This is a genomic window from Pseudomonas alkylphenolica (assembly GCF_000746525.1).
GTDB lineage: Bacteria > Pseudomonadota > Gammaproteobacteria > Pseudomonadales > Pseudomonadaceae > Aquipseudomonas > Aquipseudomonas alkylphenolica.
Genome location: NZ_CP009048.1, coordinates 554,134 through 579,024 on the forward strand (window position 1 = coordinate 554,134; position 24,891 = coordinate 579,024).

Sequence of the window (24,891 nt, forward strand, 5' to 3'; positions counted from 1 at the left end):
CCTTGAAAGACCTACTGAATTTGCTGAAAAACCAGGGTCAAGTCGAAGAGTTCGACGCCATCCGTATCGGATTGGCCTCGCCTGAGATGATCCGTTCGTGGTCGTTCGGTGAAGTTAAAAAGCCGGAAACCATCAACTACCGTACGTTCAAACCTGAGCGTGACGGCCTGTTCTGCGCCAAGATCTTTGGCCCAGTCAAGGACTACGAGTGCCTGTGCGGTAAGTACAAGCGCCTGAAGCACCGTGGCGTTATCTGTGAGAAGTGCGGCGTTGAAGTCGCCCTGGCCAAGGTTCGTCGTGAGCGCATGGCGCACATCGAGCTGGCCTCTCCAGTTGCCCACATCTGGTTCCTGAAATCGCTGCCGTCGCGTATCGGCCTGCTGATGGACATGACCCTGCGTGATATCGAGCGCGTTCTCTACTTCGAGAGCTATGTCGTTATCGATCCGGGCATGACCACTCTGGAAAAAGGTCAGCTGCTCAACGATGAGCAGTATTTCGAAGCGCTGGAAGAGTTCGGCGATGACTTCGACGCCCGTATGGGTGCCGAAGCTGTCCGCGAGCTGCTGCACGCTATCGACCTGGAGCACGAGATCGGTCGCCTGCGCGAAGAGATTCCGCAGACCAACTCGGAAACCAAGATCAAGAAGCTGTCCAAGCGTCTGAAACTGATGGAAGCCTTCCAGGGCTCGGGCAACCTGCCTGAGTGGATGGTCCTGACCGTTCTGCCGGTTCTGCCGCCAGATCTGCGTCCATTGGTTCCGCTGGATGGCGGTCGCTTCGCGACTTCCGACCTGAACGACCTGTATCGTCGGGTGATCAACCGTAACAACCGTCTGAAGCGCCTGCTCGACCTGTCCGCGCCGGACATCATCGTGCGCAACGAAAAGCGCATGCTGCAGGAAGCGGTCGATGCCTTGCTGGATAACGGCCGTCGTGGTCGTGCCATCACCGGCTCGAACAAACGTCCTCTGAAATCCCTGGCCGACATGATCAAGGGTAAGCAAGGTCGTTTCCGTCAGAACTTGCTCGGTAAGCGTGTTGACTACTCTGGCCGTTCGGTAATTACCGTAGGTCCGACCCTGCGTCTGCACCAGTGCGGTCTGCCGAAGAAAATGGCGCTCGAGCTGTTCAAGCCGTTCATTTTCGGCAAGCTGGAAATGCGTGGTCTGGCGACCACCATCAAGGCTGCCAAGAAGATGGTCGAGCGCGAGCTGCCAGAGGTTTGGGACGTTCTCGCCGAAGTGATTCGCGAACACCCGGTGCTGCTCAACCGTGCACCGACCCTTCACCGTCTGGGTATCCAGGCCTTTGAACCAGTACTGATCGAAGGTAAGGCTATCCAGCTGCACCCGTTGGTCTGTGCCGCGTACAACGCCGACTTCGACGGTGACCAAATGGCCGTTCACGTGCCGCTGACGCTGGAAGCCCAGCTCGAAGCGCGCGCGCTGATGATGTCGACCAACAACATCCTGTCGCCAGCCAACGGTGAGCCAATCATCGTTCCGTCGCAGGACGTTGTACTGGGTCTGTACTACATGACCCGTGAAGCCATCAACGCCAAGGGTGAAGGTCGCGTATTCGCCGACCTGCAGGAAGTCGACCGCGTATTCCGCGCCGGCGAAGCTGCCCTGCACGCCAAGATCAAGGTTCGTATCAACGAAACCGTCAACGATCGTGATGGCGGCAGCGTCAAGAACACCCGTATTGTCGACACCACTGTCGGCCGTGCTCTGCTGTTCCAGGTTGTACCACCAGGTCTGTCGTACGACGTGGTCAACCAGCCAATGAAGAAAAAGGCGATCTCCAAGCTGATCAACCAGTGCTACCGCGTGGTTGGTTTGAAAGAGACCGTGATCTTCGCTGACCAGCTGATGTACACCGGTTTTGCCTACTCGACCATCTCCGGCGTTTCCATCGGTGTTAACGACTTCGTTATCCCGGATGAGAAAGCCCGCATCATCGGTACTGCTACCGACGAAGTGAAAGAGATCGAGAGCCAGTACGCCTCCGGCCTGGTAACTCAGGGCGAGAAGTACAACAAAGTCATCGACTTGTGGTCCAAGGCGAACGACGAAGTTTCCAAGGCGATGATGGCCAACCTCTCGAAAGAGAAGGTCATCGACCGCAATGGCGACGAAGTCGAGCAAGAGTCCTTCAACTCGATGTACATGATGGCTGACTCCGGTGCCCGGGGTTCGGCAGCTCAGATTCGTCAGCTGGCCGGTATGCGTGGTCTGATGGCCAAGCCGGACGGCTCGATCATCGAGACGCCAATTACTGCGAACTTCCGTGAAGGTCTGAGCGTACTCCAGTACTTCATCTCGACTCACGGTGCTCGTAAAGGTCTGGCGGATACCGCGTTGAAAACCGCGAACTCCGGTTACCTGACCCGTCGTCTGGTAGACGTTGCCCAGGATCTGGTTGTTACCGAGATCGACTGCGGTACCGAGCAGGGCCTGCTGATGACGCCGCACATTGAAGGCGGCGACGTTGTAGAGCCGCTGGGTGAGCGTGTACTGGGTCGTGTTATCGCCCGTGACGTGTTCAAGCCAGGCACCGACGACGTTATCGTTCCGGCCGGTACCCTGGTCGACGAGAAGTGGGTTGAATTCATCGAGCTGAACAGCATCGACGAAGTGATCGTGCGTTCGCCGATCAGCTGCGAAACCCGCTACGGTATCTGCGCCAAGTGCTACGGTCGTGACCTGGCTCGCGGTCACCAGGTGAACATCGGTGAAGCTGTCGGCGTTATCGCTGCTCAGTCGATCGGTGAGCCGGGTACCCAGCTGACCATGCGTACGTTCCACATCGGTGGTGCTGCAAGCCGGACCTCGGCTGCCGACAGCGTCCAGGTGAAGAACGGCGGTATGGTGCGTCTGCACAACCTGAAACAGGTTGAGCGTGCCGACGGTAACCTGGTTGCCGTATCGCGTTCCGGTGAGTTGGCGATTGCCGACGAGTTCGGTCGTGAGCGTGAGCGTTACAAGCTGCCTTACGGCGCCGTGATTTCGGTGAAGGAAGGCGACAAGGTCGACGCTGGCGCAATCGTCGCCAAGTGGGACCCGCACACCCACCCGATCGTTACCGAAATGAAAGGTACCGTGACCTTCGTGGGCATGGAAGAAGGCATCACCATCAAGCGTCAGACTGACGAATTGACTGGTTTGACCAACATTGAAGTTCTGGACGTCAAAGATCGTCCGGCTGCAGGTAAGGAAATCCGTCCTGCAATCAAGATGGTCGACGCCAATGGCAAGGATCTGCTGCTGCCAGGTACCGACGTACCGGCTCAGTACTTCCTGCCGGCGAACGCCCTGGTTGGTGTGGCTGACGGTGCCCAGATCGGTGTCGGTGACGTTATCGCGCGTATCCCGCAAGAAACGTCGAAGACCCGTGACATCACCGGTGGTCTGCCACGGGTTGCCGACCTGTTCGAAGCCCGTCGTCCGAAAGAAGCCTCGATTCTGGCTGAAGTCAGCGGCACCATCGCCTTCGGTAAAGAGACCAAGGGCAAGCGCCGTCTGGTCATCACCCCGAACGACGGTAGCGATCCGTACGAAGAGCTGATTCCGAAGTGGCGTCACCTGAACGTCTTCGAAGGCGAACAAGTGAACCGCGGCGAAGTTATCTCCGACGGTCCAAGCGATCCGCACGATATCCTGCGTCTGCTGGGTGTCAGCGCGCTGGCCAAGTACATCGTCAACGAGATCCAGGACGTTTACCGTCTGCAAGGCGTGAAGATCAACGACAAGCACATCGAGACCATCCTGCGTCAGATGCTGCGTAAAGTTGAGATCGCTGAATCGGGTGACTCCAGCTTCATCAAGGGCGACCAGATGGAACTGACCCAGGTACTGGTAGAGAACGAGCGTCTCAGCGCTGAAGACAAGTTTGTCTCCAAGTTCACTCGTGTACTGCTGGGTATCACCAAGGCCTCGCTGTCCACCGAATCGTTCATCTCGGCGGCTTCCTTCCAGGAAACCACTCGCGTACTGACCGAAGCGGCGGTAACCGGCAAGCGCGATTACCTGCGCGGCCTGAAAGAAAACGTGGTCGTGGGTCGTCTGATCCCGGCCGGTACCGGTCTGGCATACCACAGCGAGCGCAAGCGTCGCCGTGATGCTGACAAGCCGCTGCGCGTAAGTGCCAGTGAGGTGGAAGCCGCACTGACCGAAGCGCTGAACTCCAGCGGTAACTGAAAGTAGGACAGGGCCCTGGCTGACCCGATCCGGTCATTGGCGACATAAAATGTTGCCGATGACTGGAGGAGGGAGGCTGGGGCCTCGTCTTGACTGGGGACAAGATCCTCTTTAGACTCTTGTACCCCTAAATTTGGTGGGACTCCGTCCTGCCAATTTTTGCTTTTCTTGCAAGACAATAGCGTCGCAAGACAACAGTGGAGCTAGTAGATGGCAACTATCAACCAGCTGGTACGTCAGCCGCGTAAGCGTATCGTCGAGAAATCCGACGTTCCTGCGCTGCAGAACTGCCCGCAACGTCGTGGCGTGTGCACCCGTGTGTACACCACTACGCCGAAAAAACCTAACTCGGCACTGCGTAAAGTATGCCGTGTGCGTCTGACCAACGGTTTCGAGGTTTCCTCGTACATCGGCGGTGAAGGCCACAACCTGCAAGAGCACAGCGTCGTACTGATCCGTGGCGGTCGTGTAAAAGACTTGCCAGGTGTTCGTTACCACACCGTTCGCGGCTCCCTGGATACCTCCGGTGTTAAAGGTCGTAACCAAGGTCGTTCGAAGTACGGTACCAAGCGTCCGAAGTAATCGGCCGTTTGTTGCAGTTTGCAGTTATCAATTTTATTGAGTCGATAAGAGTAAGGTCGGGCACGCACCCTTTGGGTTCACTGTCCCGGGCTAACCTGAAGACCGTTTGAGGGCTTATCAATGCCAAGACGTCGTGTAGCAGCCAAGCGTGAGATTCTGGACGATCCAAAATACGGAAGCCAGATCCTCGCCAAGTTCATGAACCACGTTATGGAAAGCGGCAAGAAAGCCGTTGCCGAGCGTATCGTTTACGGTGCACTGGACAAGGTTAAAGAACGCAAGAACAGCGATCCCCTGGAAATCTTCGAGAAAGCTCTCGACGCCATCGCTCCGCTGGTCGAAGTTAAGTCGCGCCGTGTTGGCGGTGCCACTTACCAGGTTCCTGTTGAAGTTCGTCCTTCCCGTCGTAACGCTCTGGCAATGCGCTGGTTGGTAGACTACGCCCGCAAGCGTGGCGAGAAGTCCATGGCCCTGCGCCTGGCTGGCGAGCTGCTGGATGCTGCTGAAGGCAAAGGTGCTGCAGTCAAGAAGCGTGAAGACGTACACCGTATGGCCGAAGCCAACAAAGCGTTCTCGCACTACCGCTTCTAATTCAGGCATCACTATTTTTGCGAGGGCTCTATGGCTCGTACTACACCAATCAACCGCTACCGTAACATTGGTATTTGCGCGCACGTTGACGCGGGCAAAACTACCACTACCGAGCGGATCCTGTTTTACACAGGTCTGAGCCACAAAATGGGCGAGGTGCATGACGGCGCCGCGACCACCGACTGGATGGTGCAGGAGCAGGAGCGGGGTATTACCATTACCTCCGCTGCTGTTACCACTTTCTGGGAAGGTTCCCGTGGCCAGTACGGCAAATACCGCGTAAACGTCATCGATACCCCTGGCCACGTTGACTTCACCATTGAAGTAGAACGTTCGCTGCGCGTACTCGACGGCGCGGTCGTTGTATTCTGCGGTACCTCCGGCGTTGAGCCGCAGTCCGAAACCGTATGGCGTCAAGCCAACAAGTACGGCGTTCCACGTGTTGTTTACGTGAACAAGATGGACCGTGCCGGTGCTGACTTCCTGCGCGTCGTAGGTCAGATCAAGAACCGTCTGGGTCACACCCCGGTTCCTGTTCAGCTGGCCATCGGTTCGGAAGATAACTTCCAGGGTCAGGTCGACCTGATCAAGATGAAGGCTATCTACTGGAACGACGACGACAAGGGCACCACCTATCGCGAGGAAGAAATTCCTGCCGATATGCAGGCCCTGGCTGAAGAGTGGCGCGCCAACATGGTCGAAGCCGCTGCAGAAGCCAACGAAGAGCTGATGAACAAGTACCTTGAAGAAGGTGAGCTGTCGGTCGAAGAAATCAAAGCCGGTCTGCGTGCGCGCACCCTGGCCAGCGAGATCGTTCCGGCTGTCTGCGGTTCTTCCTTCAAGAACAAGGGCGTTCCTCTGGTTCTCGACGCTGTTATCGACTTCCTGCCTGCTCCGACCGAGATTCCTGCGATCAAGGGTATCCACCCTGACCTGATCGAGAAGCCGAAAGACGAGCTGGTTGCAGAAGACTACGACGAGCGTCATGCAGACGACAACGAGCCGTTCTCGGCTCTGGCGTTCAAGATTGCCACCGACCCGTTCGTTGGTACTCTGACCTTCGTCCGCGTTTACTCGGGTATGCTGCAGTCCGGCGACTCCGTGATCAACTCGGTCAAGGGCAAGAAAGAGCGCGTTGGTCGTATGGTGCAGATGCACGCCAACCAGCGTGAAGAAATCAAAGAAGTACTGGCAGGCGACATCGCTGCTCTGATCGGCATGAAGGACGTCACCACCGGTGACACCCTGTGCAACGCCGACAAGCCGATCATCCTCGAGCGTATGGACTTCCCGGAGCCTGTGATCTCGGTAGCTGTTGAGCCGAAGACCAAGCAGGACCAGGAGAAGATGGGTATTGCACTGGGCAAGCTGGCTCAGGAAGACCCGTCGTTCCGCGTCAAGACCGATGAAGAAACCGGCCAGACCATCATCTCGGGTATGGGCGAGCTTCACCTGGACATCCTCGTTGACCGCATGAAGCGCGAGTTCAACGTCGAAGCCAACATCGGTAAGCCGCAGGTTTCCTACCGCGAGCAGATCACCAAGGACAACGTCGAGATCGAAGGTAAGTTCGTTCGTCAGTCCGGTGGTCGTGGTCAGTTCGGTCACTGCTGGATTCGCTTCTCGCAGCCATCAGTGGACGCACAAGGCAACATCACCGAAGGCCTGGAGTTCACCAACGAAGTTGTAGGTGGTGTGGTTCCTAAGGAATACATCCCGGCGATCCAGAAGGGTATCGAAGAGCAGATGAAGAACGGCATCGTTGCCGGCTATCCGCTGATCGGCCTGAAGGCAACCGTGTTTGATGGTTCCTACCACGACGTCGACTCGAACGAGATGGCGTTCAAGGTGGCCGCTTCCATGGCGACCAAGCAACTCGCAGCCAAAGGCGGCGGTAAGGTGCTTGAGCCGATCATGAAGGTAGAAGTTGTGACCCCTGAGGACTACATGGGTGACGTGATGGGTGACCTGAACCGTCGTCGTGGTCTGATCCAGGGTATGGAAGATTCGGTGTCCGGCAAGGTTGTCCGTGCTGAAGTTCCGCTCGGAGAGATGTTCGGTTATGCGACCGACGTTCGTTCCATGTCTCAGGGTCGCGCGAGCTACTCCATGGAATTCTCCAAATACGCCGAAGCTCCGTCGAATATCGTCGAAGCACTCGTTAAAAAACAAGGCTAATCCAGCCCTTTAGGCAAGAGGTTCACTGTCGTGGCTAAAGAAAAATTTGATCGTTCCCTTCCGCACGTCAACGTTGGCACCATCGGTCACGTTGACCACGGTAAAACCACTCTGACTGCTGCTCTGACCCGCGTCTGCTCCGAAGTTTTCGGTTCGGCCGTTGTTGAGTTCGACAAGATCGACTCGGCTCCAGAAGAGAAAGCTCGCGGTATCACCATCAACACCGCGCACGTCGAGTACAACTCGAACATTCGTCACTACGCTCACGTTGACTGCCCAGGTCACGCTGACTACGTGAAAAACATGATCACCGGTGCTGCCCAGATGGACGGCGCGATCCTGGTTTGCTCGGCCGCCGATGGTCCGATGCCGCAAACCCGTGAGCACATCCTGCTGTCCCGTCAGGTTGGCGTTCCGTACATCGTGGTCTTCCTGAACAAGGCTGACCTGGTAGACGACGCTGAGCTGCTGGAACTGGTCGAGATGGAAGTTCGCGACCTGCTGTCCACCTACGACTTCCCAGGCGACGACACTCCGATCATCATCGGTTCGGCTCGTATGGCGCTGGAAGGCAAAGACGACAACGAAATGGGCACCACCGCTGTCAAGAAGCTGGTTGAGACTCTGGACAGCTACATCCCAGAGCCTGAGCGTGCTATCGACAAGCCGTTCCTGATGCCAATCGAAGACGTATTCTCGATCTCGGGTCGTGGTACCGTTGTTACCGGTCGTATCGAGCGTGGTATCGTCCGCGTTCAGGACGCCCTGGAAATCGTTGGTCTGCGTGACACCACCACCACCACCTGCACCGGTGTTGAGATGTTCCGCAAGCTGCTGGACGAAGGTCGTGCTGGCGAGAACTGCGGCGTTCTGCTGCGTGGCACCAAGCGTGACGACGTTGAGCGTGGTCAGGTTCTGGTCAAGCCAGGTTCGGTTAAGCCGCACACCAAGTTCACCGCAGAAGTTTACGTTCTGAGCAAGGAAGAAGGCGGCCGTCATACTCCGTTCTTCAAAGGCTACCGTCCACAGTTCTACTTCCGTACTACTGACGTGACCGGTAACTGCGAGCTGCCAGAAGGCGTTGAAATGGTAATGCCAGGTGACAACATCCAGATGACTGTCACTCTGATCAAAACCATCGCAATGGAAGATGGTCTGCGTTTCGCTATCCGTGAAGGCGGTCGTACCGTCGGCGCTGGCGTCGTAGCCAAAATCATCGAGTAATTCTCGATAGGTTGAAAAAGCCCCCGCTCAGCGGGGGCTTTTTTTATTGGGTTGACACCCAATAGGGGCGTCTATAGAATCACGCCTCCTTTTAACGGGCGTAGTGCGCCCGGTGGGAATAGCAGCCTGGAGTCTGAAATCCAATGCAAAATCAGCAAATCCGTATCAGGTTGAAGGCTTTCGACCATCGCCTGATCGACCAATCCACCCAGGAAATCGTGGAAACCGCGAAACGTACTGGTGCTCAAGTGCGTGGTCCAATTCCACTGCCTACCCGTAAAGAGCGGTTCACCGTTCTGGTCTCCCCGCACGTCAACAAAGACGCGCGTGACCAGTACGAGATCCGTACTCATAAGCGCGTTCTGGACATCGTCCAGCCAACGGATAAAACCGTTGATGCTCTTATGAAGCTTGATCTTGCGGCCGGTGTGGAAGTGCAGATCAGCCTCGGCTAAGACACGGTCTTAGTCGTGTAACGCTCTGAAATGGGCGGCCATAGCGGGTGAAAGCCCCGTACACTCATGAGGTTTACAACATGACTATTGGTGTAGTCGGTCGTAAATGCGGTATGACCCGTATTTTCACCGAAGAAGGTGTCTCCATTCCGGTCACGGTCATTGAGATCGAGCCGAATCGCGTCACCCAGTTCAAAACCGAAGAAACCGATGGCTACCGTGCAGTGCAAGTCACTGTTGGTGAGCGTCGTGCTTCGCGCGTGACTGCTGCTCAAGCAGGTCACTTCGCTAAAGCGAACGTTGCCGCTGGTCGCGGTGTCTGGGAGTTCCGTCTTGAAGAAGGCGACTACCAGGCTGGCGACTTGATCAATGCAGAAATCTTCGCTGCTGGCCAAATGGTAGATGTTACCGGTCAGTCGAAAGGTAAAGGCTTTGCCGGTACCATCAAGCGCTGGAACTTCCGCGGTCAAGATAACACCCACGGTAACTCCGTTTCCCACCGCGTCCCGGGCTCTATCGGCCAGTGCCAGACTCCTGGTCGTGTATTCAAGGGCAAGAAAATGTCCGGTCATATGGGCGCCGAGCGCGTGACCGTTCAGTCCCTGGAAGTAGTGCGCGTCGACGCTGAACGCAATCTGTTGCTGGTCAAGGGTGCCGTTCCTGGCGCTACTGGCGGTGATCTGGTTGTGCGTCCGGCTGCCAAGGCTCGCGGTTAAGGGGAAGCTGACATGCAACTAAATGTAAATGACGCTCAAGCGATCGAAGTTTCCGAACTGACTTTCGGTGGCGAATTCAACGAGACGCTGGTTCACCAAGCAGTCGTGGCCTACATGGCCGGCGGCCGTCAGGGCACCAAGCAGCAGAAAACCCGTTCCGACGTTGCTGGTGGCGGTAAGCGCCCATGGCGTCAGAAAGGTACTGGCCGCGCTCGTGCCGGTACTATCCGTAGCCCAATCTGGCGTGGCGGCGGTACCACTTTCGCAGCTCGTCCTCAAGACCACTCGCAGAAGCTCAACAAGAAGATGTACCGCGCAGCAATGCGTTCCATCCTCGCTGAGCTGGTGCGTACCGACCGTCTGGTCGTGGTTCAGGACTTCGCTGTTGAAGCACCGAAAACCAAAGACCTGCTGAACAAGCTGAACGGCATGGGTCTGAGCGACGTACTGATCGTTTCTGACGCTGTTGATCAGAATCTGTACCTGGCTGCTCGTAACCTGCCGCACGTCGACGTACGTGACGTACAGGGTTCCGATCCGGTCAGTCTGATCGCATACGACAAAGTGTTGATCACTGTGTCGGCCGTGAAGAAATTCGAGGAGCTGCTGGGATGAACCAGGAACGCGTATTTAAAGTCCTCCTTGGCCCGCATGTTTCCGAGAAGGCTACCGTTCTGGCTGAGAAAAAAGGCCAGTTCGTATTCAAGGTTGCTACTGATGCAACCAAGCTGGAAATCAAGAAAGCTGTCGAAGGCCTGTTCGGCGTAAAAGTCGAAAACGTGTCGACTGTTAACGTTCTGGGTAAAACCAAGCGTACCGCACGTGGTCTGGGCAAGCGCAATGACTGGAAGAAGGCGATCGTCTCCCTTCAGCCAGGCCAAGATCTCGATTTCAGCAGCAGTGCTGAGTAAGGAAGGGGTGCATCATGGCAATCGTTAAATGCAAACCGACTTCCCCTGGCCGCCGTTTCGTGGTCAAGGTGGTCAACAAGGAGCTGCATAAAGGCGCTCCTCACGCACCGCTGCTCGAGAAGAAGTCGAAGTCTGGTGGTCGTAACAACAATGGCCGCATCACTACTCGTCACGTAGGTGGTGGTCATAAGCAGCATTACCGTATGGTCGATTTCCGTCGCAACGACAAAGATGGCATCGTCGCCACTGTCGAGCGTATCGAATACGATCCAAACCGTACTGCTCACATCGCACTGCTGTGCTACGCAGACGGCGAGCGCCGCTACATCATCGCCCCTAAAGGCGTTGCTGCTGGCGACCAGCTGATCGCAGGCGCTCTGGCTCCAATCAAGCCAGGCAACTCCCTGCAACTGCGCAACATCCCAGTGGGTAGCACCATTCACGGCATCGAACTGAAGCCGGGCAAAGGTGCACAGATCGCTCGTTCCGCTGGCGCTTCGGCTCAGCTGATCGCTCGCGAAGGTGTCTATGTGACCCTGCGTCTGCGCTCTGGTGAAATGCGTAAAGTCCTGGCTGAATGCCGTGCGACTCTGGGTGAAGTCTCGAACTCCGAGCACAGCCTGCGTTCGCTGGGTAAAGCCGGTGCCAAACGCTGGCGTGGCGTTCGCCCAACCGTTCGTGGTGTTGCCATGAACCCGGTTGACCACCCACATGGTGGTGGTGAAGGTCGTACCTCCGGTGGTCGTCATCCGGTATCGCCATGGGGCTTCCCGACTAAGGGCGCGAAGACTCGTGGTAATAAGCGTACCGACAACATGATCGTCCGTCGTCGCAAGTAAATAGAGGGATACGACAGTGCCACGTTCTCTGAAAAAAGGTCCTTTTATCGATCTTCACCTACTGAAGAAGATCGAAGTGGCGGCGGAAAAGAACGATCGCAAACCAGTTAAGACCTGGTCGCGCCGTTCGATGATCCTGCCACAAATGGTCGGTCTGACCATCGCGGTACACAACGGTCGCCAACACGTCCCAGTTCTCGTGAACGAAGACATGGTCGGCCATAAACTGGGCGAGTTTGCCGGTACCCGCACTTATCGTGGGCACGTGGCTGACAAGAAAGCCAAGCGTTAAGGGGTAAGGAAATGGAAGTAGCCGCTAAGTTGTCGGGCGCTCGAATCTCCGCCCAGAAAGCCCGCTTGGTCGCCGACCAGATCCGCGGGAAGAAGGTGGGCGAAGCGCTCAACCTGTTGGCTTTCAGCAGCAAAAAAGCCGCTGAAATCATGAAGAAAGTCCTCGAGTCGGCCGTAGCCAACGCCGAGCATAACGAAGGCGCAGACGTTGATGACCTGAAGGTCTCCACCGTTTTCGTCAACGAAGGGCGTTCGCTGAAGCGCATCATGCCGCGTGCCAAAGGCCGCGCTGATCGCATCGTCAAGCGGTCTTGCCATATCACTGTCAAGGTTGCGGACAAGTAACGGAGTCGATCAGATGGGTCAGAAAGTACATCCCACTGGCATTCGCCTGGGAATCGTCAAGGAGCACACCTCCGTCTGGTACGCAGACGGTCGGACTTATGCGGACTATTTGCTCGCAGATCTGAATGTGCGTGAGTACCTCCAAGACAAACTAAAAAGCGCGTCCGTTAGCCGTATCGATATCCATCGTCCGGCTCAAACTGCACGCATCACCATCCACACCGCTCGTCCAGGTATCGTTATCGGGAAGAAAGGTGAAGATGTTGAAAAACTGCGTCAGGACCTGACCAAGCAAATGGGTGTGCCTGTGCACATCAATATCGAAGAGATCCGCAAGCCGGAACTCGACGGTATGCTGGTTGCTCAGAGCGTAGCTCAGCAGCTGGAGCGTCGTGTGATGTTCCGTCGCGCCATGAAGCGCGCCGTACAGAACGCTATGCGCATTGGTGCCAAAGGCATCAAGATCCAGGTGAGCGGTCGTCTCGGTGGTGCTGAAATCGCACGTACTGAATGGTATCGCGAAGGTCGTGTGCCGCTGCACACCCTGCGTGCTGATATCGACTATGCCACTTACGAAGCTCACACCACTTACGGTGTGATCGGTGTGAAGGTTTGGATTTTCAAAGGCGAAGTTATTGGTGGTCGCCAAGAAGAACTGAAACCACAAGCACCAGCGCCTCGTAAAAAAGCTGCTAAGTAAGGGGTACGCCAAATGTTGCAACCAAAGCGTACAAAATTCCGCAAGCAGATGACTGGCCACAACCGTGGTCTGGCACTGCGCGGTAGCAAAGTCAGCTTCGGCGAGTTTGCTCTGAAAGCTGTTGCTCGCGGTCGTCTCACCGCCCGCCAGATTGAGTCGGCACGTCGTGCTCTGACCCGTCACGTAAAACGTGGCGGTAAAATCTGGATCCGTGTGTTCCCGGACAAGCCGATCTCCAAGAAGCCTCTCGAAGTGCGGATGGGTAAAGGTAAAGGTTCCGTGGAATACTGGGTTGCCCAGATCCAGCCAGGCAAAGTCCTGTACGAGATCGAGGGTGTTTCTGAAGAGCTGGCGCGTGAGGCTTTCGCCTTGGCAGCTGCAAAGTTGCCTCTCGCCACCTCCTTTGTTAAGCGGACGGTGATGTGATGAAAGCGAATGAACTTCGTGAAAAATCAGCACAGCAGCTGAACGAGCAACTGCTCGGCTTGCTGCGCGACCAGTTCAATCTGCGCATGCAGAAAGCAACTGGCCAGTTGGGGCAGTCGCACCTGCTCTCGCAAGTTAAGCGTGACATCGCTCGCGTGAAAACTGTGCTCAACCAGCAGGCAGGTAAGTGATCATGGCTGAAGCTGAAAAAACCGTCCGTACGCTGACTGGCCGTGTCGTCAGCGACAAGATGGACAAAACCATCACCGTACTGATCGAGCGTCGCGTAAAGCACCCGATCTACGGTAAATACGTTAAGCGTTCGACTAAGCTGCACGCGCACGACGAAACCAACCAGTGCCATATCGGCGACAAGGTCTCCATCCGTGAGACTCGTCCGCTGGCCAAGACCAAAGCTTGGGCACTGGTTGAAGTTCTCGAACGCGCTGTTGAAGTCTAAGGGCTAAGGGTCGGAGAAATTTTATGATTCAGACTCAATCCATGCTCGATGTGGCCGATAACAGCGGCGCTCGTCGCGTCATGTGCATCAAGGTTCTCGGCGGTTCGCACCGCCGTTACGCCGGCATCGGTGACATCATCAAGGTAACCGTCAAGGAAGCAATTCCGCGCGGTAAAGTGAAGAAAGGCCAAGTGATGACTGCTGTTGTAGTCCGCACTCGCCACGGTGTCCGTCGTGCTGACGGCTCCATCATCCGCTTTGATGGCAATGCTGCTGTTCTGTTGAACAACAAGCAAGAGCCGATCGGCACCCGTATCTTTGGGCCAGTGACCCGTGAACTTCGTACTGAGAAGTTCATGAAGATCGTCTCGCTCGCCCCAGAAGTGCTGTAAGGAGATCCGACATGCAAAAGATTCGTCGTGACGACGAGATCATCGTGATCGCCGGCAAAGACAAAGGTAAGCGCGGTAAGGTGCTCAAGGTTCTCGCTGACGACCGTCTGGTCGTTGGTGGGATCAACCTGGTGAAGCGTCATACCAAGCCTAACCCGATGTCGGGCGTACAAGGCGGTATCGTCGAGAAAGAAGCGCCACTGCACGCTTCCAACGTCGCCATTTTCAACGGCGAAACCAACAAGGCTGACCGCGTTGGTTTCAAAGTAGAAGACGGCAAGAAAATTCGTGTCTTCAAGTCGACCCAAAAAGCGGTTGATGCTTGAACACTGCTAGGTAGAAGACCATGGCACGACTGAAAGAGATTTACCGGAAGGAAATTGCTCCGAAGCTTAAGGAAGAACTTAAGCTGGCGAACGTGATGGAAGTTCCGCGCGTTACCAAGATCACCCTGAACATGGGTCTGGGCGAAGCTGTCGGCGACAAAAAAGTCATCGAACACGCTGTTGCTGACCTGGAGAAGATCACCGGTCAGAAAGCCGTTGTGACTTTCGCTCGGAAATCCATCGCGGGCTTCAAAGTCCGTGAGGGCTGGCCGATCGGCGTTAAAGTTACTCTGCGCCGCGATCGTATGTACGAATTCCTGGACCGCCTGCTGGCGATCTCCCTGCCTCGGGTTCGCGACTTCCGCGGCCTGAATGCCAAGTCCTTCGACGGTCGTGGCAACTACAGCATGGGCGTGAAAGAGCAGATCATCTTCCCGGAAATCGACTACGACAAGATCGATGCTCTGCGCGGTCTGGACATTACCCTGACCACCACTGCCAAGAACGATGACGAAGGCCGCGCTCTGCTGCGTGCTTTCAAATTCCCGTTCCGCAACTGATTGGAGTAGGAAAATGGCCAAGAAGAGCATGAAAAACCGTGAGCTGAAGCGTCAGCTCACTGTTGCCAAGTACGCCAAGAAGCGTGCCGAGCTGAAAGCGATCATCGTAAATCTGGAAGCAACTCCAGAAGAGCGTTTTGCCGCTGTCGTAGCTCTGCAGAAGCAACCACGTGACGCCAGCGCTTCGCGCCTGCGTAACCGTTGCCGCATCACCGGTCGTCCACACGGCGTTTACCGCAAGTTCGGCCTCGGCCGTAACAAGCTGCGTGAAGCAGCAATGCGCGGTGACGTTCCAGGTCTGGTTAAAGCCAGCTGGTAAGACGTACCGGCAGCGTCCGGGTGGCGGAAGAGCAATCTTCCGACCACCGGTGACTTTGCAACGAAACAAGCCCCTTCTGGGGCTTGTTTCGTTTCTGGGAACTGTCTAGAATGACCGGCTCTCCTGAGCCCGGGTTTTTTGATCTGGTGCGCTCAGGCGACTGTAGTAGCCGAGAGGCTAATTTTTCTTGTATCAGGAGCGTCTAGCCCATGAGTATGCAGGACCCGTTAGCGGACATGCTAACTCGCATCCGTAATGCCCAGATGGCTGAAAAGTCCGTCGTAAGCATGCCTTCGTCGACTCTGAAGGTTGCGGTAGCCAAAGTTCTGAAAGACGAAGGTTACATCGCTGGCTATCAGGTCAGCAGCGAAGTAAAACCATCGCTTTCCATCGAGCTGAAATACTTCGAAGGCCGTCCGGTCATCGAGGAAGTCAAGCGCGTAAGTCGTCCAGGCCTGCGTCAGTACAAGTCCGTCGAAGAACTGCCGAAAGTACGTGGCGGTCTGGGCGTGTCTATCGTCTCCACCAACAAAGGTGTGATGACTGATCGTGCTGCGCGCGCTGCCGGTGTCGGCGGCGAAGTTCTCTGCACAGTGTTCTAAGGGGGGATAAGCATGTCTCGCGTCGCTAAGAACCCCGTTAAGCTGCCAGCCGGTGTCGAAGTCAAATTCGTCGGCCAACAGCTTTCGGTGAAGGGTGCCAAGGGCACTCTCGAACTGAATGTTCACTCGTCCGTAGAAGTTGTTGAAGAAGCTGGTGAGCTGCGTTTCGCTGCTCGCAATGGCGATCAACAAACTCGCGCAATGGCCGGTACCACCCGTGCCCTGGTTAACAACATGGTCCAAGGCGTAAGCCAAGGCTTCGAGCGTAAGCTCCAGCTGGTCGGTGTTGGTTACAAAGCACAAGCCAAAGGCACCGTGCTGAACCTGGCGCTTGGCTTCTCGCATCCAGTGGATTACGAACTGCCAGCGGGTATCACCGCTGAGACCCCAAGCCAGACCGATATCCTGATCAAGGGTATCGACAAGCAGCTGGTAGGTCAGGTGGCCGCTGAAATCCGCGACTTCCGTCCACCAGAGCCGTACAAAGGCAAGGGTGTGCGTTACGCGGACGAAGTCGTCCGTCGTAAAGAAGCCAAGAAGAAGTAGGGCCTAGCAAATGACCGACAAAAAAGTTACTCGACTGCGTCGCGCTCGCAAAGCACGCCTGAAAATGCACGAACTCGAAGTCGTGCGTCTCTGCGTGTTCCGCTCCTCGCAGCACATCTATGCCCAGGTCCTTTCGGCCGACGGCAGCAAAGTCCTGGCCAGCGCCTCGACTTTGGACAAAGAACTGCGTGATGGCGCCACCGGCAACATCGACGCGGCCACTAAGGTTGGCAAGCTGGTAGCTGAGCGCGCGAAAGCCGCCGGTGTATCTCAAGTTGCCTTTGACCGTTCCGGCTTCAAGTACCACGGCCGCGTCAAGGCGCTGGCTGATGCTGCTCGTGAAGGCGGGCTGGAGTTCTAAGTTATGGCAAATAACGATCAAAAGCGCGACGAAGGCTACATCGAGAAGCTGGTTCAAGTTAACCGCGTTGCCAAAACCGTAAAAGGCGGCCGTATCTTCACTTTCACCGCGTTGACCGTGGTTGGTGATGGTAAAGGTCGTGTTGGTTTCGGCCGTGGCAAATCGCGCGAAGTACCTGCTGCGATCCAGAAAGCTATGGAAGCTGCTCGTCGCAACATGATTCAGGTTGACCTGAACGGCACCACTCTGCAGTACGCCACCAAGTCCGCCCATGGCGCGTCGAAGGTGTACATGCAGCCTGCCTCCGAAGGTACCGGTATCATCGCCGGTGGCGCAATGCGTGCCGTCCTGGAAGTTGCTGGCGTTCAGAACGTCCTGGCCAAGTGCTATGGCTCGACCAACCCTGTAAACGTGGTTCACGCCACTTTCAAGGGTCTGAAGGCTATGCAATCTCCTGAATCCATTGCTGCCAAGCGCGGCAAGAGCGTTGAGGAGATCCGTTGATCATGGCTACCGTTAAAGTAACGCTGATCAAAAGCACCGCCGGCCGTATCCCTAACCACAAACTGTGCGTTAAGGGTCTGGGTCTGCGCCGCATCGGTCACACTGTAGAAGTCCTGGATACTCCCGAGAACCGCGGGATGATCAACAAGGCTTACTACATGCTGCGCGTCGAGGGTTAATCGATGAAACTCAATGATCTGAGTCCAGCGCCGGGTTCCCGTCGCGAGAAGCATCGTCCGGGTCGTGGTATCGGTAGTGGTTTGGGTAAGACTGGTGGCCGTGGTCACAAAGGTCAAACCTCCCGCTCCGGTGGCACCATCGCTCCAGGCTTTGAAGGCGGTCAACAGCCGCTGCACCGTCGTCTGCCGAAATTCGGCTTTGTTTCCCTGAAAGCCATGGACCGCGCCGAAGTGCGTCTGTCCGAGCTGGCCAAAGTGGAAGGCGACGTTGTCACCGTGCAATCCTTGAAGGATGCCAACGTGATTAACCAGAACGTACAGCGTGTGAAAATCATGCTGTCGGGCGAAGTTACTCGCGCGGTCACCATCAAGGGTATCGCAGCCACCAAAGGTGCGCGTGCGGCTATCGAAGCAGCTGGCGGCAAGTTCGAGGAATAAATGGCTAAGCAAGGTGCTCTCTCTTCGCTCGGCAAAGGCGGGATGTCTGAACTTTGGGCTCGTCTGCGTTTTCTGTTCCTGGCGATCATCGTCTATCGGATAGGCGCACACATCCCAGTTCCAGGTATCAACCCGGACCGGCTGGCGGAACTGTTTCGACAGAATGAGGGGACCATTCTTAGCTTGTTCAACATGTTTTCCGGCGGCGCGCTGGAACGGATGAGCATCTTTGCGCTGGGGATCATGCCGTACATTTCGGCATCGATCATCATGCAGCTGATGACCGCCGTCAGCCCGCAGCTGGAGCAGTTGAAGAAGGAAGGTGAAGCTGGCCGTCGCAAGATCAGCCAGTACACCCGCTACGGCACCGTAATCCTGGCGCTGGTCCAGGCCATTGGCATGTCCATTGGTCTGGCCGGTCAGGGCGTGGCGTTTTCTGCTGACTTTGGCTTCCATTTCGTTGCGGTTTCCACTTTTGTGGCCGGCGCAATGTTCATGATGTGGCTGGGTGAGCAGATCACGGAGCGCGGTGTAGGCAACGGTATCTCGATGTTGATCTTCGCAGGTATCGTCGCCGGTCTTCCGAGAGCAATCGGGCAGTCTTTCGAGTCTGCACGTACAGGCGATATCAACATTTTCGCTCTGGTCGCTATCGGTTTGCTGGCAGTAGCGATTATCGGTTTTGTGGTGTTCATTGAGCGTGGTCAGCGTCGTATCGCCGTTCACTACGCCAAGCGTCAGCAGGGCCGCAAGGTCTTCGCTGCGCAGACCAGCCACTTGCCGCTGAAAGTGAACATGGCGGGCGTTATTCCTGCCATTTTCGCGAGCAGCATCTTGCTGTTCCCGGCTTCGCTGGGTGCCTGGTTCGGTCAGTCCGAAGGTATGGGCTGGTTGCAGGACATCTCGCAGTCGATCGCTCCTGGTCAGCCGTTGAATATTCTGCTGTTTAGTGCAGGGATTATTTTCTTCTGCTTCTTCTATACGGCGTTGATGTTCAATCCGAAAGACGTAGCGGAGAACCTGAAGAAGTCCGGTGCCTTTATTCCGGGCATCCGTCCAGGTGAGCAGTCGGCGCGCTACATTGATGGCGTTCTGACCCGCTTGACCATGTTCGGTGCTCTTTATATGACGGCCGTCTGTCTGCTTCCCCAGTTCCTGGTGGTTGCTGCAAACGTTCCGTTCTACCTTGGCGGGACCTCGTTGCTGATTGTGGTAGTGGTTGTGATGGACTTCATGTCCCAAGTACAATCGCACCTCGTTTCGCACCAGTACGAATCCCTGATGAAGAAAGCCAACCTGAAAGGCTACGGTGGCAGCGGTTTGCTGCGCTGATAGACCCTTAAGGTTCGAGGAGTTGGTGATGAAAGTTCGTGCATCGGTGAAAAAGCTGTGCCGTAACTGCAAGATTATTCGCCGCGAAGGTGTTGTTCGAGTAATTTGCAGTGCGGAACCACGTCACAAGCAGCGCCAAGGCTGAGTGTGATTTGCGCTACAAACCCAGCAGCTAGTGCGCTGCTGGGTTGATTATTTGTTTCTACAGCGATATTATCTCGCGCCCTATTTCTTGGCTTCCGGGGCGTAGGTAGCTGTCAATTGGAGTCCCACTGAATGGCCCGTATTGCAGGCGTCAACATTCCAGATAACAAGCACACTGTTATCTCGCTGACCTACATCTATGGTGTTGGTCGCACTACTGCACAGAAAATCTGTGTAGAGACTGGGGTCAACCCAGCCGCTAAGATCAAGGATCTGAGCGACGAGCAGGTTGAATCGCTGCGTACTGAAGTTGCGAAGTACATCACCGAAGGTGATCTGCGCCGTGACATCAACATGAAAATCAAGCGGTTGATGGACCTGGGTTGCTACCGCGGCCTGCGTCATCGTCGGGGTCTGCCAGTACGCGGTCAGCGTACCAAGACCAACGCGCGTACCCGTAAGGGCCCGCGTAAGCCGATCCGCAAGTAATCGCACCAGCGAATCGACAGGAATTTAGAAATGGCAAAACCTGCTGCTCGTCCTCGTAAAAAAGTCAAAAAGACAGTGGTTGATGGCATCGCCCACATCCACGCGTCTTTCAACAACACCATCGTGACCATCACCGATCGTCAAGGTAACGCTCTGTCTTGGGCTACCTCCGGCGGTTCGGGTTTCCGCGGTTCCCGCAAGTCCACCCCGTTCGCTGCTCAAGTAGCTGCTGAGCGTGCTGGTCAAGCTGCGCTGGAATATGGTCTGAAGAACCTCGACGTCAACGTCAAGGGTCCAGGTCCAGGTCGTGAGTCCGCTGTTCGTGCTTTGAACGGTTGTGGCTATAAGATCGCCAGCATCACCGACGTGACGCCAATCCCGCATAACGGGTGCCGTCCGCCGAAGAAGCGCCGCGTGTAATCAGGAGACAGATAAATGGCACGTTACATTGGTCCAAAATGCAAACTGTCTCGTCGTGAAGGCACCGATCTGTTCCTGAAGAGCGGCGTTCGCGCTCTGGAATCGAAGTGCAACATCGAAGCAGCCCCAGGTATCCACGGCCAACGCCGTGGCCGTCAGTCCGACTACGGCACCCAGCTGCGCGAGAAACAAAAAGTACGTCGCATCTATGGCGTTCTCGAGCGTCAGTTCAGCGGTTACTACAAGGAAGCAGCCTCCAAGAAGGGTGCAACCGGCGAGAACCTGCTGCAGCTGCTCGAATGCCGTCTGGATAACGTCGTTTATCGTATGGGCTTTGGCGCTACTCGTGCCGAATCCCGTCAGCTGGTTTCGCACAAAGCGATCAGCATCAACGGCAAGACTGTAAACATTCCGTCCTACCAAGTTCGTCCGGGTGACGTGGTCGCGGTTCGCGAGAAGTCGCAGAACCAGCTGCGCATTGTTCAAGCCCTTGAACTGTGTGCCCAGCGTGGCCGCGTTGAGTGGGTAGATGTGGATGCTGCCAAGAAGTCGGGCGTTTTCAAGAACGTTCCTGCTCGCAGCGACCTGTCCGCCGACATCAACGAAAGCCTGATTGTCGAGCTCTACTCCAAGTAAGGGCTAGAAAATAGGTGCATCCATGCAGATTTCGGTAAATGAGTTCCTGACGCCCCGCCACATCGATGTGCAGGTCGTCAGTCCAACCCGCGCTAAAATCACGCTCGAGCCTCTCGAGCGTGGCTTTGGCCATACCCTGGGCAACGCGCTGCGCCGCATCCTGTTGTCCTCTATGCCTGGCTGTGCAGTGGTCGAGGCCGAGATTGACGGTGTACTCCACGAGTACTCGGCAATCGAAGGTGTACAGGAAGACGTCATTGAAATCCTGTTGAACCTGAAAGGCCTGGCTATCAAACTGCACGGTCGTGACGAAGTTACGCTGACCTTGTCGAAAAAGGGTTCGGGGGTGGTTACCGCTGCCGATATTCAGCTGGATCATGATGTCGAGATCGTTAACCCCGATCACGTAATCGCTAACCTGGCGTCTAACGGCGCCCTGAACATGAAGCTCACCGTAGCTCGTGGTCGTGGTTATGAGCCGGCCGATTCGCGTCAGAGCGATGAAGACGAAAGCCGCAGCATTGGTCGCTTGCAGCTTGACTCTTCGTTCAGCCCGGTTCGCCGTATCGCATACGTGGTGGAAAACGCCCGTGTCGAGCAGCGTACCAACCTGGACAAGCTGGTTATTGATCTGGAAACCAACGGTACCCTGGATCCTGAAGAGGCTATCCGTCGTGCTGCAACCATCCTGCAACAGCAGCTGGCTGCGTTCGTCGACCTCAAAGGTGACAGCGAACCTGTGGTAGTCGAACAGGAAGACGAGATCGATCCGATCCTGCTTCGTCCGGTTGACGATCTGGAATTGACCGTACGTTCGGCCAACTGCCTTAAGGCGGAGAACATTTACTACATCGGCGATCTGATTCAGCGCACCGAAGTAGAACTGTTGAAGACTCCGAACCTGGGCAAGAAGTCCCTGACTGAAATCAAGGACGTTCTGGCCTCCCGTGGTCTGTCCCTCGGCATGCGCCTCGACAACTGGCCGCCTGCAAGTCTTAAGAAAGACGACAAGGCGACTGCCTGATCGTCGTAATCACCGAACGTAGTGTTTGGTAAGGAATGAATCATGCGTCATCGTAAAAGTGGACGTCACCTGAGCCGTACCAGCTCTCACCGCAAGGCTATGTTCCAGAACATGGCGGTGTCGCTGTTCGAGCACGAGCTGATCAAAACTACCCTGCCAAAAGCCAAGGAACTGCGCCGCGTTGCCGAGCCGCTGATCACCCTGGCCAAGGAAGACAGCGTAGCTAACCGTCGTCTGGCTTTCGACCGTACCCGTTCGAAAGAAATCGTCGGCAAGCTGTTCAACGATCTGGGCAAGCGCTATGCCACCCGTCAGGGCGGCTACCTGCGTATCCTCAAGTGCGGCTTCCGCGCTGGCGATAACGCACCAATGGCGTACGTCGAGCTGGTTGATCGTCCTGTCGGTGGCTCGGTAGAAGCTGCTGAATAAGACGTCAGTCTGAAACAAGAAACCGGGCCTAGTGCCCGGTTTTTTGTGTCTGCATGTATTGAAGCAATCTATTGATCCAAGTCAGGTAATGAATTTGTTGCTGTCATAGTTCTGGTCGATACTCATTCCAGGCCGATTAGCCGGCAGTTTGAGACCGTAAGGACCGATAGGGAGATAGCGCATGAGCCAGACCAAGACACTGACCACCGCCAGCGGTGCACCGGTTGCCGACAACCAGAACTCGCGCTCCGCAGGGCCGCGGGGGCCGTTGTTGCTGGATGACTTCCACCTGCTTGAAAAACTCGCCCACTTCAACCGCGAGAACATCCCTGAGCGTCGCGTACACGCCAAGGGCTCGGGTGCCTATGGCACCTTCACGGTGACCCGGGATATCACTCAGTACAGCTACGCCAAACTGTTCAGCGCCGTCGGCAAGCAGACCGAAACCTTCCTGCGCTTCTCTACTGTGGGTGGCGAGCGTGGTTCGGCGGATACCGAGCGTGATCCACGGGGTTTCGCCCTGAAGTTCTATACCGAGGAAGGTAACTGGGACATCGTCGGTAACAACACCCCGGTGTTCTTCATTCGGGACCCGCTGAAATTCCCCGACTTTATCCACACCCAGAAACGTCTGCCGCAAAGCAACCTGAAAAGTGCGCAGGCGATGTGGGACTTCTGGTCGCATTCGCCTGAAGCGCTGCACCAGGTCACCATTTTGTTTTCCGATCGCGGCATTCCAGACGGTTACCGTCACATGCACGGGTTTGGCAGCCACACTTACAGCTTGATCAACGCTCAGGGCCAGCGCACCTGGGTCAAGTGGCACTTCAAGACCAAGCAGGGCATCAAGAACCTGGCGCCCGCCGAGGCGGCCCGTCTGGCTGGTACTGATCCTGATTACGCTCAGCGTGACCTGTTCGAAGCCATCGAGCGCGGCGACTTCCCGAAATGGGCGGTGTGCATCCAGGTGATGAGCGAAGAAGAGGCGGCCAGCCGCGACGAGAACCCCTTTGACGTGACCAAGACCTGGTCGCAGAAGGATTACCCGTTGATCGAAATCGGCGAGCTGGAACTGAACCGCAACCCGCTCAACTACTTCGCCGAGGTCGAGCAGGCTGCATTCGGGCCGAGCAATATGGTTCCAGGTGTCGGTTTGTCGCCCGATCGCATGCTCCAGGGCCGCGTGTTTGCCTACGCAGACGCACACCGCTATCGCGTTGGTACCAACCATCAGCAATTGCCGGTAAACGCCCCACGCAGCCCGGTGAACACCTACCAGCGTGATGGCAGCATGGCGTTTGGCAGCAATGGTGGTGCGGCACCGAACTACGAACCGAACAGTTACGGCAATGCGCCGAAGCAGGCGCCGCAGTTTGCTGAGCCTGCACTGGAGCTCAATGGTATCGCCGGTCGTTACGATCATCGCGAAGATACCGATTACTACAGCCACGCCGGTGCACTGTTCCGCTTGATGAACGCCGAGCAGAAGGCCCTGCTGATCAACAACATTGCCGGGGCCATGGCCGGGGTTTCCGAAGATGTCGTTCAGCGTCAGTTGCAGCACTTCTTCAAGGCCGATCCGGCCTATGGAGAGGGGATTGCCAAGGCTTTGGGCATAAATCTCGCCTAAGTCGAAGTGATAAGAAGAACCGCCCTCATTTGGGCGGTTTTTCAATGAATATCACTACCGTTTACCCGTTTTTTTGCACATTTATGCCCAATTCCAAGTGACCTTCCGGGCATCCTGGTTCAAACTATAACTTTCACACAGGGAGAGGCAGGGCGATGCAAGGTCACCCGGACGTAATCGATTATCTCAACACGTTGCTGACGGGCGAACTGGCGGCACGTGACCAATATTTCATCCATTCGCGGATGTACGAAGACTGGGGCTTGAGCAAGCTCTACGAGCGTATCAACCACGAGATGGAGGAAGAGACCCAGCACGCTGATGCCCTGATGCGTCGTATCCTCATGCTCGAAGGCACTCCACGCATGCGCCCGGATGATCTGGACGTGGGTGCAACCGTGCCGGAAATGATCGCTGCCGACCTGCGCCTGGAGTACAAGGTGCGCGCCGCACTGTGCAAAGGCATCGAGCTGTGCGAACTGCACAAGGACTACATCAGCCGTGACATCCTGCGCCTGCAACTGGCCGACACTGAAGAAGATCACACCTACTGGCTGGAAAAGCAGCAAGGTCTGATCAAGTCCATCGGCCTGGAGAACTACCTGCAGTCGCAGATGTAATTTTCCCGGAACAAAAAGAA

At 56.1% G+C, this 24,891-nt stretch carries 35 protein-coding genes; all 35 read left to right on the forward strand.

What is annotated here, in order from left to right; genetic code table 11:
• Window positions 1-2: 2 nt before the first annotated feature.
• The 35 genes from rpoC (at window position 3) to bfr (ending at window position 24,871) form a co-directional block, all read left to right on the forward strand.
• A complete protein-coding gene (gene rpoC, locus PSAKL28_RS02530; protein WP_028944941.1) occupies window positions 3-4,202 on the forward strand; it encodes a DNA-directed RNA polymerase subunit beta' in 4,200 nt (1,399 codons plus the stop codon).
• 210 nt (window positions 4,203-4,412) lie between these two features.
• Window positions 4,413-4,784 carry a 30S ribosomal protein S12 gene (gene rpsL / locus PSAKL28_RS02535; protein WP_003186084.1) on the forward strand — a complete coding sequence of 124 codons (372 nt, stop codon included), beginning with the start codon at window positions 4,413-4,415 and terminating at the stop codon, window positions 4,782-4,784.
• A gap of 120 nt (window positions 4,785-4,904) precedes the next feature.
• Entirely contained in the window at window positions 4,905-5,375 is a 471-nt protein-coding gene (gene rpsG / locus PSAKL28_RS02540; RefSeq protein ID WP_008089143.1) for a 30S ribosomal protein S7, read from the forward strand.
• 30 nt (window positions 5,376-5,405) lie between these two features.
• Entirely contained in the window at window positions 5,406-7,553 is a 2,148-nt protein-coding gene (gene fusA / locus PSAKL28_RS02545; RefSeq protein WP_038606155.1) for an elongation factor G, read from the forward strand.
• Window positions 7,554-7,583: 30 nt separating this feature from the next.
• Complete coding sequence (gene tuf, locus PSAKL28_RS02550) at window positions 7,584-8,777, forward strand: elongation factor Tu (protein ID WP_010220303.1); 1,194 nt, start codon at window positions 7,584-7,586, stop codon at window positions 8,775-8,777.
• A gap of 143 nt (window positions 8,778-8,920) precedes the next feature.
• Window positions 8,921-9,232: a 30S ribosomal protein S10 gene (rpsJ, locus tag PSAKL28_RS02555; protein ID WP_003186070.1), complete on the forward strand. Its 312-nt coding sequence runs from the start codon at window positions 8,921-8,923 to the stop codon at window positions 9,230-9,232.
• A gap of 80 nt (window positions 9,233-9,312) precedes the next feature.
• Entirely contained in the window at window positions 9,313-9,948 is a 636-nt protein-coding gene (gene rplC, locus PSAKL28_RS02560; protein ID WP_028944484.1) for a 50S ribosomal protein L3, read from the forward strand.
• Window positions 9,949-9,960: 12 nt separating this feature from the next.
• Entirely contained in the window at window positions 9,961-10,563 is a 603-nt protein-coding gene (gene rplD, locus PSAKL28_RS02565) for a 50S ribosomal protein L4 (RefSeq protein WP_010220305.1), read from the forward strand.
• A complete protein-coding gene (gene rplW, locus PSAKL28_RS02570; protein ID WP_010220306.1) occupies window positions 10,560-10,859 on the forward strand; it encodes a 50S ribosomal protein L23 in 300 nt (99 codons plus the stop codon). Before rplD ends, rplW begins: the two co-directional genes overlap by 4 nt.
• Window positions 10,860-10,873: 14 nt before the next feature.
• Complete coding sequence (rplB, locus tag PSAKL28_RS02575) at window positions 10,874-11,698, forward strand: 50S ribosomal protein L2 (protein WP_038606161.1); 825 nt, start codon at window positions 10,874-10,876, stop codon at window positions 11,696-11,698.
• A gap of 16 nt (window positions 11,699-11,714) precedes the next feature.
• Window positions 11,715-11,990, forward strand: coding sequence for a 30S ribosomal protein S19 (gene rpsS / locus PSAKL28_RS02580; protein WP_002555486.1), 276 nt, complete (start codon window positions 11,715-11,717; stop codon window positions 11,988-11,990).
• An 11-nt stretch (window positions 11,991-12,001) separates the two neighbouring features.
• Complete coding sequence (rplV, locus tag PSAKL28_RS02585; protein WP_003103908.1) at window positions 12,002-12,334, forward strand: 50S ribosomal protein L22; 333 nt, start codon at window positions 12,002-12,004, stop codon at window positions 12,332-12,334.
• 13 nt (window positions 12,335-12,347) lie between these two features.
• A complete protein-coding gene (gene rpsC, locus PSAKL28_RS02590; protein WP_010220308.1) occupies window positions 12,348-13,034 on the forward strand; it encodes a 30S ribosomal protein S3 in 687 nt (228 codons plus the stop codon).
• A gap of 12 nt (window positions 13,035-13,046) precedes the next feature.
• A complete protein-coding gene (rplP, locus tag PSAKL28_RS02595) occupies window positions 13,047-13,460 on the forward strand; it encodes a 50S ribosomal protein L16 (RefSeq protein WP_003255479.1) in 414 nt (137 codons plus the stop codon).
• Window positions 13,460-13,651: a 50S ribosomal protein L29 gene (rpmC, locus tag PSAKL28_RS02600; protein ID WP_002555481.1), complete on the forward strand. Its 192-nt coding sequence runs from the start codon at window positions 13,460-13,462 to the stop codon at window positions 13,649-13,651. The genes rplP and rpmC overlap by 1 nt, the downstream gene beginning before the upstream one ends.
• A gap of 2 nt (window positions 13,652-13,653) precedes the next feature.
• Window positions 13,654-13,920 carry a 30S ribosomal protein S17 gene (gene rpsQ, locus PSAKL28_RS02605; protein ID WP_028944481.1) on the forward strand — a complete coding sequence of 89 codons (267 nt, stop codon included), beginning with the start codon at window positions 13,654-13,656 and terminating at the stop codon, window positions 13,918-13,920.
• A 23-nt stretch (window positions 13,921-13,943) separates the two neighbouring features.
• Window positions 13,944-14,312, forward strand: a complete 369-nt coding sequence (gene rplN / locus PSAKL28_RS02610; protein ID WP_002555479.1) for a 50S ribosomal protein L14 — start codon at window positions 13,944-13,946, stop codon at window positions 14,310-14,312.
• A gap of 11 nt (window positions 14,313-14,323) precedes the next feature.
• The gene (gene rplX / locus PSAKL28_RS02615) at window positions 14,324-14,638 is read left to right on the forward strand and encodes a 50S ribosomal protein L24 (protein ID WP_009397501.1); all 315 of its coding nucleotides are present in this window, start codon (window positions 14,324-14,326) and stop codon (window positions 14,636-14,638) included.
• A 20-nt stretch (window positions 14,639-14,658) separates the two neighbouring features.
• The gene (rplE, locus tag PSAKL28_RS02620) at window positions 14,659-15,198 is read left to right on the forward strand and encodes a 50S ribosomal protein L5 (RefSeq protein ID WP_028944480.1); all 540 of its coding nucleotides are present in this window, start codon (window positions 14,659-14,661) and stop codon (window positions 15,196-15,198) included.
• 13 nt (window positions 15,199-15,211) lie between these two features.
• Window positions 15,212-15,517 (forward strand): 30S ribosomal protein S14, encoded by a 306-nt coding sequence (gene rpsN / locus PSAKL28_RS02625; RefSeq protein WP_038606172.1) that lies wholly within the window; start codon window positions 15,212-15,214, stop codon window positions 15,515-15,517.
• Between the two features lie 209 nt (window positions 15,518-15,726).
• Window positions 15,727-16,119 (forward strand): 30S ribosomal protein S8, encoded by a 393-nt coding sequence (rpsH, locus tag PSAKL28_RS02630; RefSeq protein WP_010220313.1) that lies wholly within the window; start codon window positions 15,727-15,729, stop codon window positions 16,117-16,119.
• A gap of 12 nt (window positions 16,120-16,131) precedes the next feature.
• On the forward strand, window positions 16,132-16,665 hold the full coding sequence (gene rplF / locus PSAKL28_RS02635; RefSeq protein WP_038606175.1) for a 50S ribosomal protein L6: 534 nt from the start codon (window positions 16,132-16,134) through the stop codon (window positions 16,663-16,665).
• A 10-nt stretch (window positions 16,666-16,675) separates the two neighbouring features.
• The gene (rplR, locus tag PSAKL28_RS02640) at window positions 16,676-17,026 is read left to right on the forward strand and encodes a 50S ribosomal protein L18 (protein WP_038606178.1); all 351 of its coding nucleotides are present in this window, start codon (window positions 16,676-16,678) and stop codon (window positions 17,024-17,026) included.
• 3 nt (window positions 17,027-17,029) lie between these two features.
• On the forward strand, window positions 17,030-17,530 hold the full coding sequence (gene rpsE / locus PSAKL28_RS02645) for a 30S ribosomal protein S5 (protein ID WP_010220316.1): 501 nt from the start codon (window positions 17,030-17,032) through the stop codon (window positions 17,528-17,530).
• A 2-nt stretch (window positions 17,531-17,532) separates the two neighbouring features.
• Window positions 17,533-17,709 (forward strand): 50S ribosomal protein L30, encoded by a 177-nt coding sequence (gene rpmD / locus PSAKL28_RS02650; protein WP_038606181.1) that lies wholly within the window; start codon window positions 17,533-17,535, stop codon window positions 17,707-17,709.
• Window positions 17,710-17,712: 3 nt separating this feature from the next.
• Window positions 17,713-18,147: a 50S ribosomal protein L15 gene (gene rplO / locus PSAKL28_RS02655; protein WP_010220318.1), complete on the forward strand. Its 435-nt coding sequence runs from the start codon at window positions 17,713-17,715 to the stop codon at window positions 18,145-18,147.
• Window positions 18,148-19,479, forward strand: coding sequence for a preprotein translocase subunit SecY (gene secY / locus PSAKL28_RS02660; RefSeq protein ID WP_010220319.1), 1,332 nt, complete (start codon window positions 18,148-18,150; stop codon window positions 19,477-19,479).
• Window positions 19,480-19,507: 28 nt separating this feature from the next.
• Complete coding sequence (gene rpmJ, locus PSAKL28_RS26655) at window positions 19,508-19,624, forward strand: 50S ribosomal protein L36 (protein WP_002555468.1); 117 nt, start codon at window positions 19,508-19,510, stop codon at window positions 19,622-19,624.
• Between the two features lie 131 nt (window positions 19,625-19,755).
• On the forward strand, window positions 19,756-20,112 hold the full coding sequence (gene rpsM, locus PSAKL28_RS02665) for a 30S ribosomal protein S13 (protein ID WP_028944477.1): 357 nt from the start codon (window positions 19,756-19,758) through the stop codon (window positions 20,110-20,112).
• Between the two features lie 30 nt (window positions 20,113-20,142).
• Entirely contained in the window at window positions 20,143-20,532 is a 390-nt protein-coding gene (gene rpsK, locus PSAKL28_RS02670; protein ID WP_002555466.1) for a 30S ribosomal protein S11, read from the forward strand.
• A 15-nt stretch (window positions 20,533-20,547) separates the two neighbouring features.
• Window positions 20,548-21,168: a 30S ribosomal protein S4 gene (rpsD, locus tag PSAKL28_RS02675; RefSeq protein ID WP_038606186.1), complete on the forward strand. Its 621-nt coding sequence runs from the start codon at window positions 20,548-20,550 to the stop codon at window positions 21,166-21,168.
• 22 nt (window positions 21,169-21,190) lie between these two features.
• On the forward strand, window positions 21,191-22,192 hold the full coding sequence (locus PSAKL28_RS02680; RefSeq protein WP_003186012.1) for a DNA-directed RNA polymerase subunit alpha: 1,002 nt from the start codon (window positions 21,191-21,193) through the stop codon (window positions 22,190-22,192).
• Window positions 22,193-22,234: 42 nt separating this feature from the next.
• A complete protein-coding gene (gene rplQ / locus PSAKL28_RS02685) occupies window positions 22,235-22,621 on the forward strand; it encodes a 50S ribosomal protein L17 (protein ID WP_002555463.1) in 387 nt (128 codons plus the stop codon).
• A 181-nt stretch (window positions 22,622-22,802) separates the two neighbouring features.
• Window positions 22,803-24,251, forward strand: coding sequence for a catalase (locus PSAKL28_RS02690; RefSeq protein WP_038606189.1), 1,449 nt, complete (start codon window positions 22,803-22,805; stop codon window positions 24,249-24,251).
• Between the two features lie 155 nt (window positions 24,252-24,406).
• Window positions 24,407-24,871, forward strand: a complete 465-nt coding sequence (gene bfr, locus PSAKL28_RS02695; protein WP_038606192.1) for a bacterioferritin — start codon at window positions 24,407-24,409, stop codon at window positions 24,869-24,871.
• Window positions 24,872-24,891: the final 20 nt, after the last annotated feature.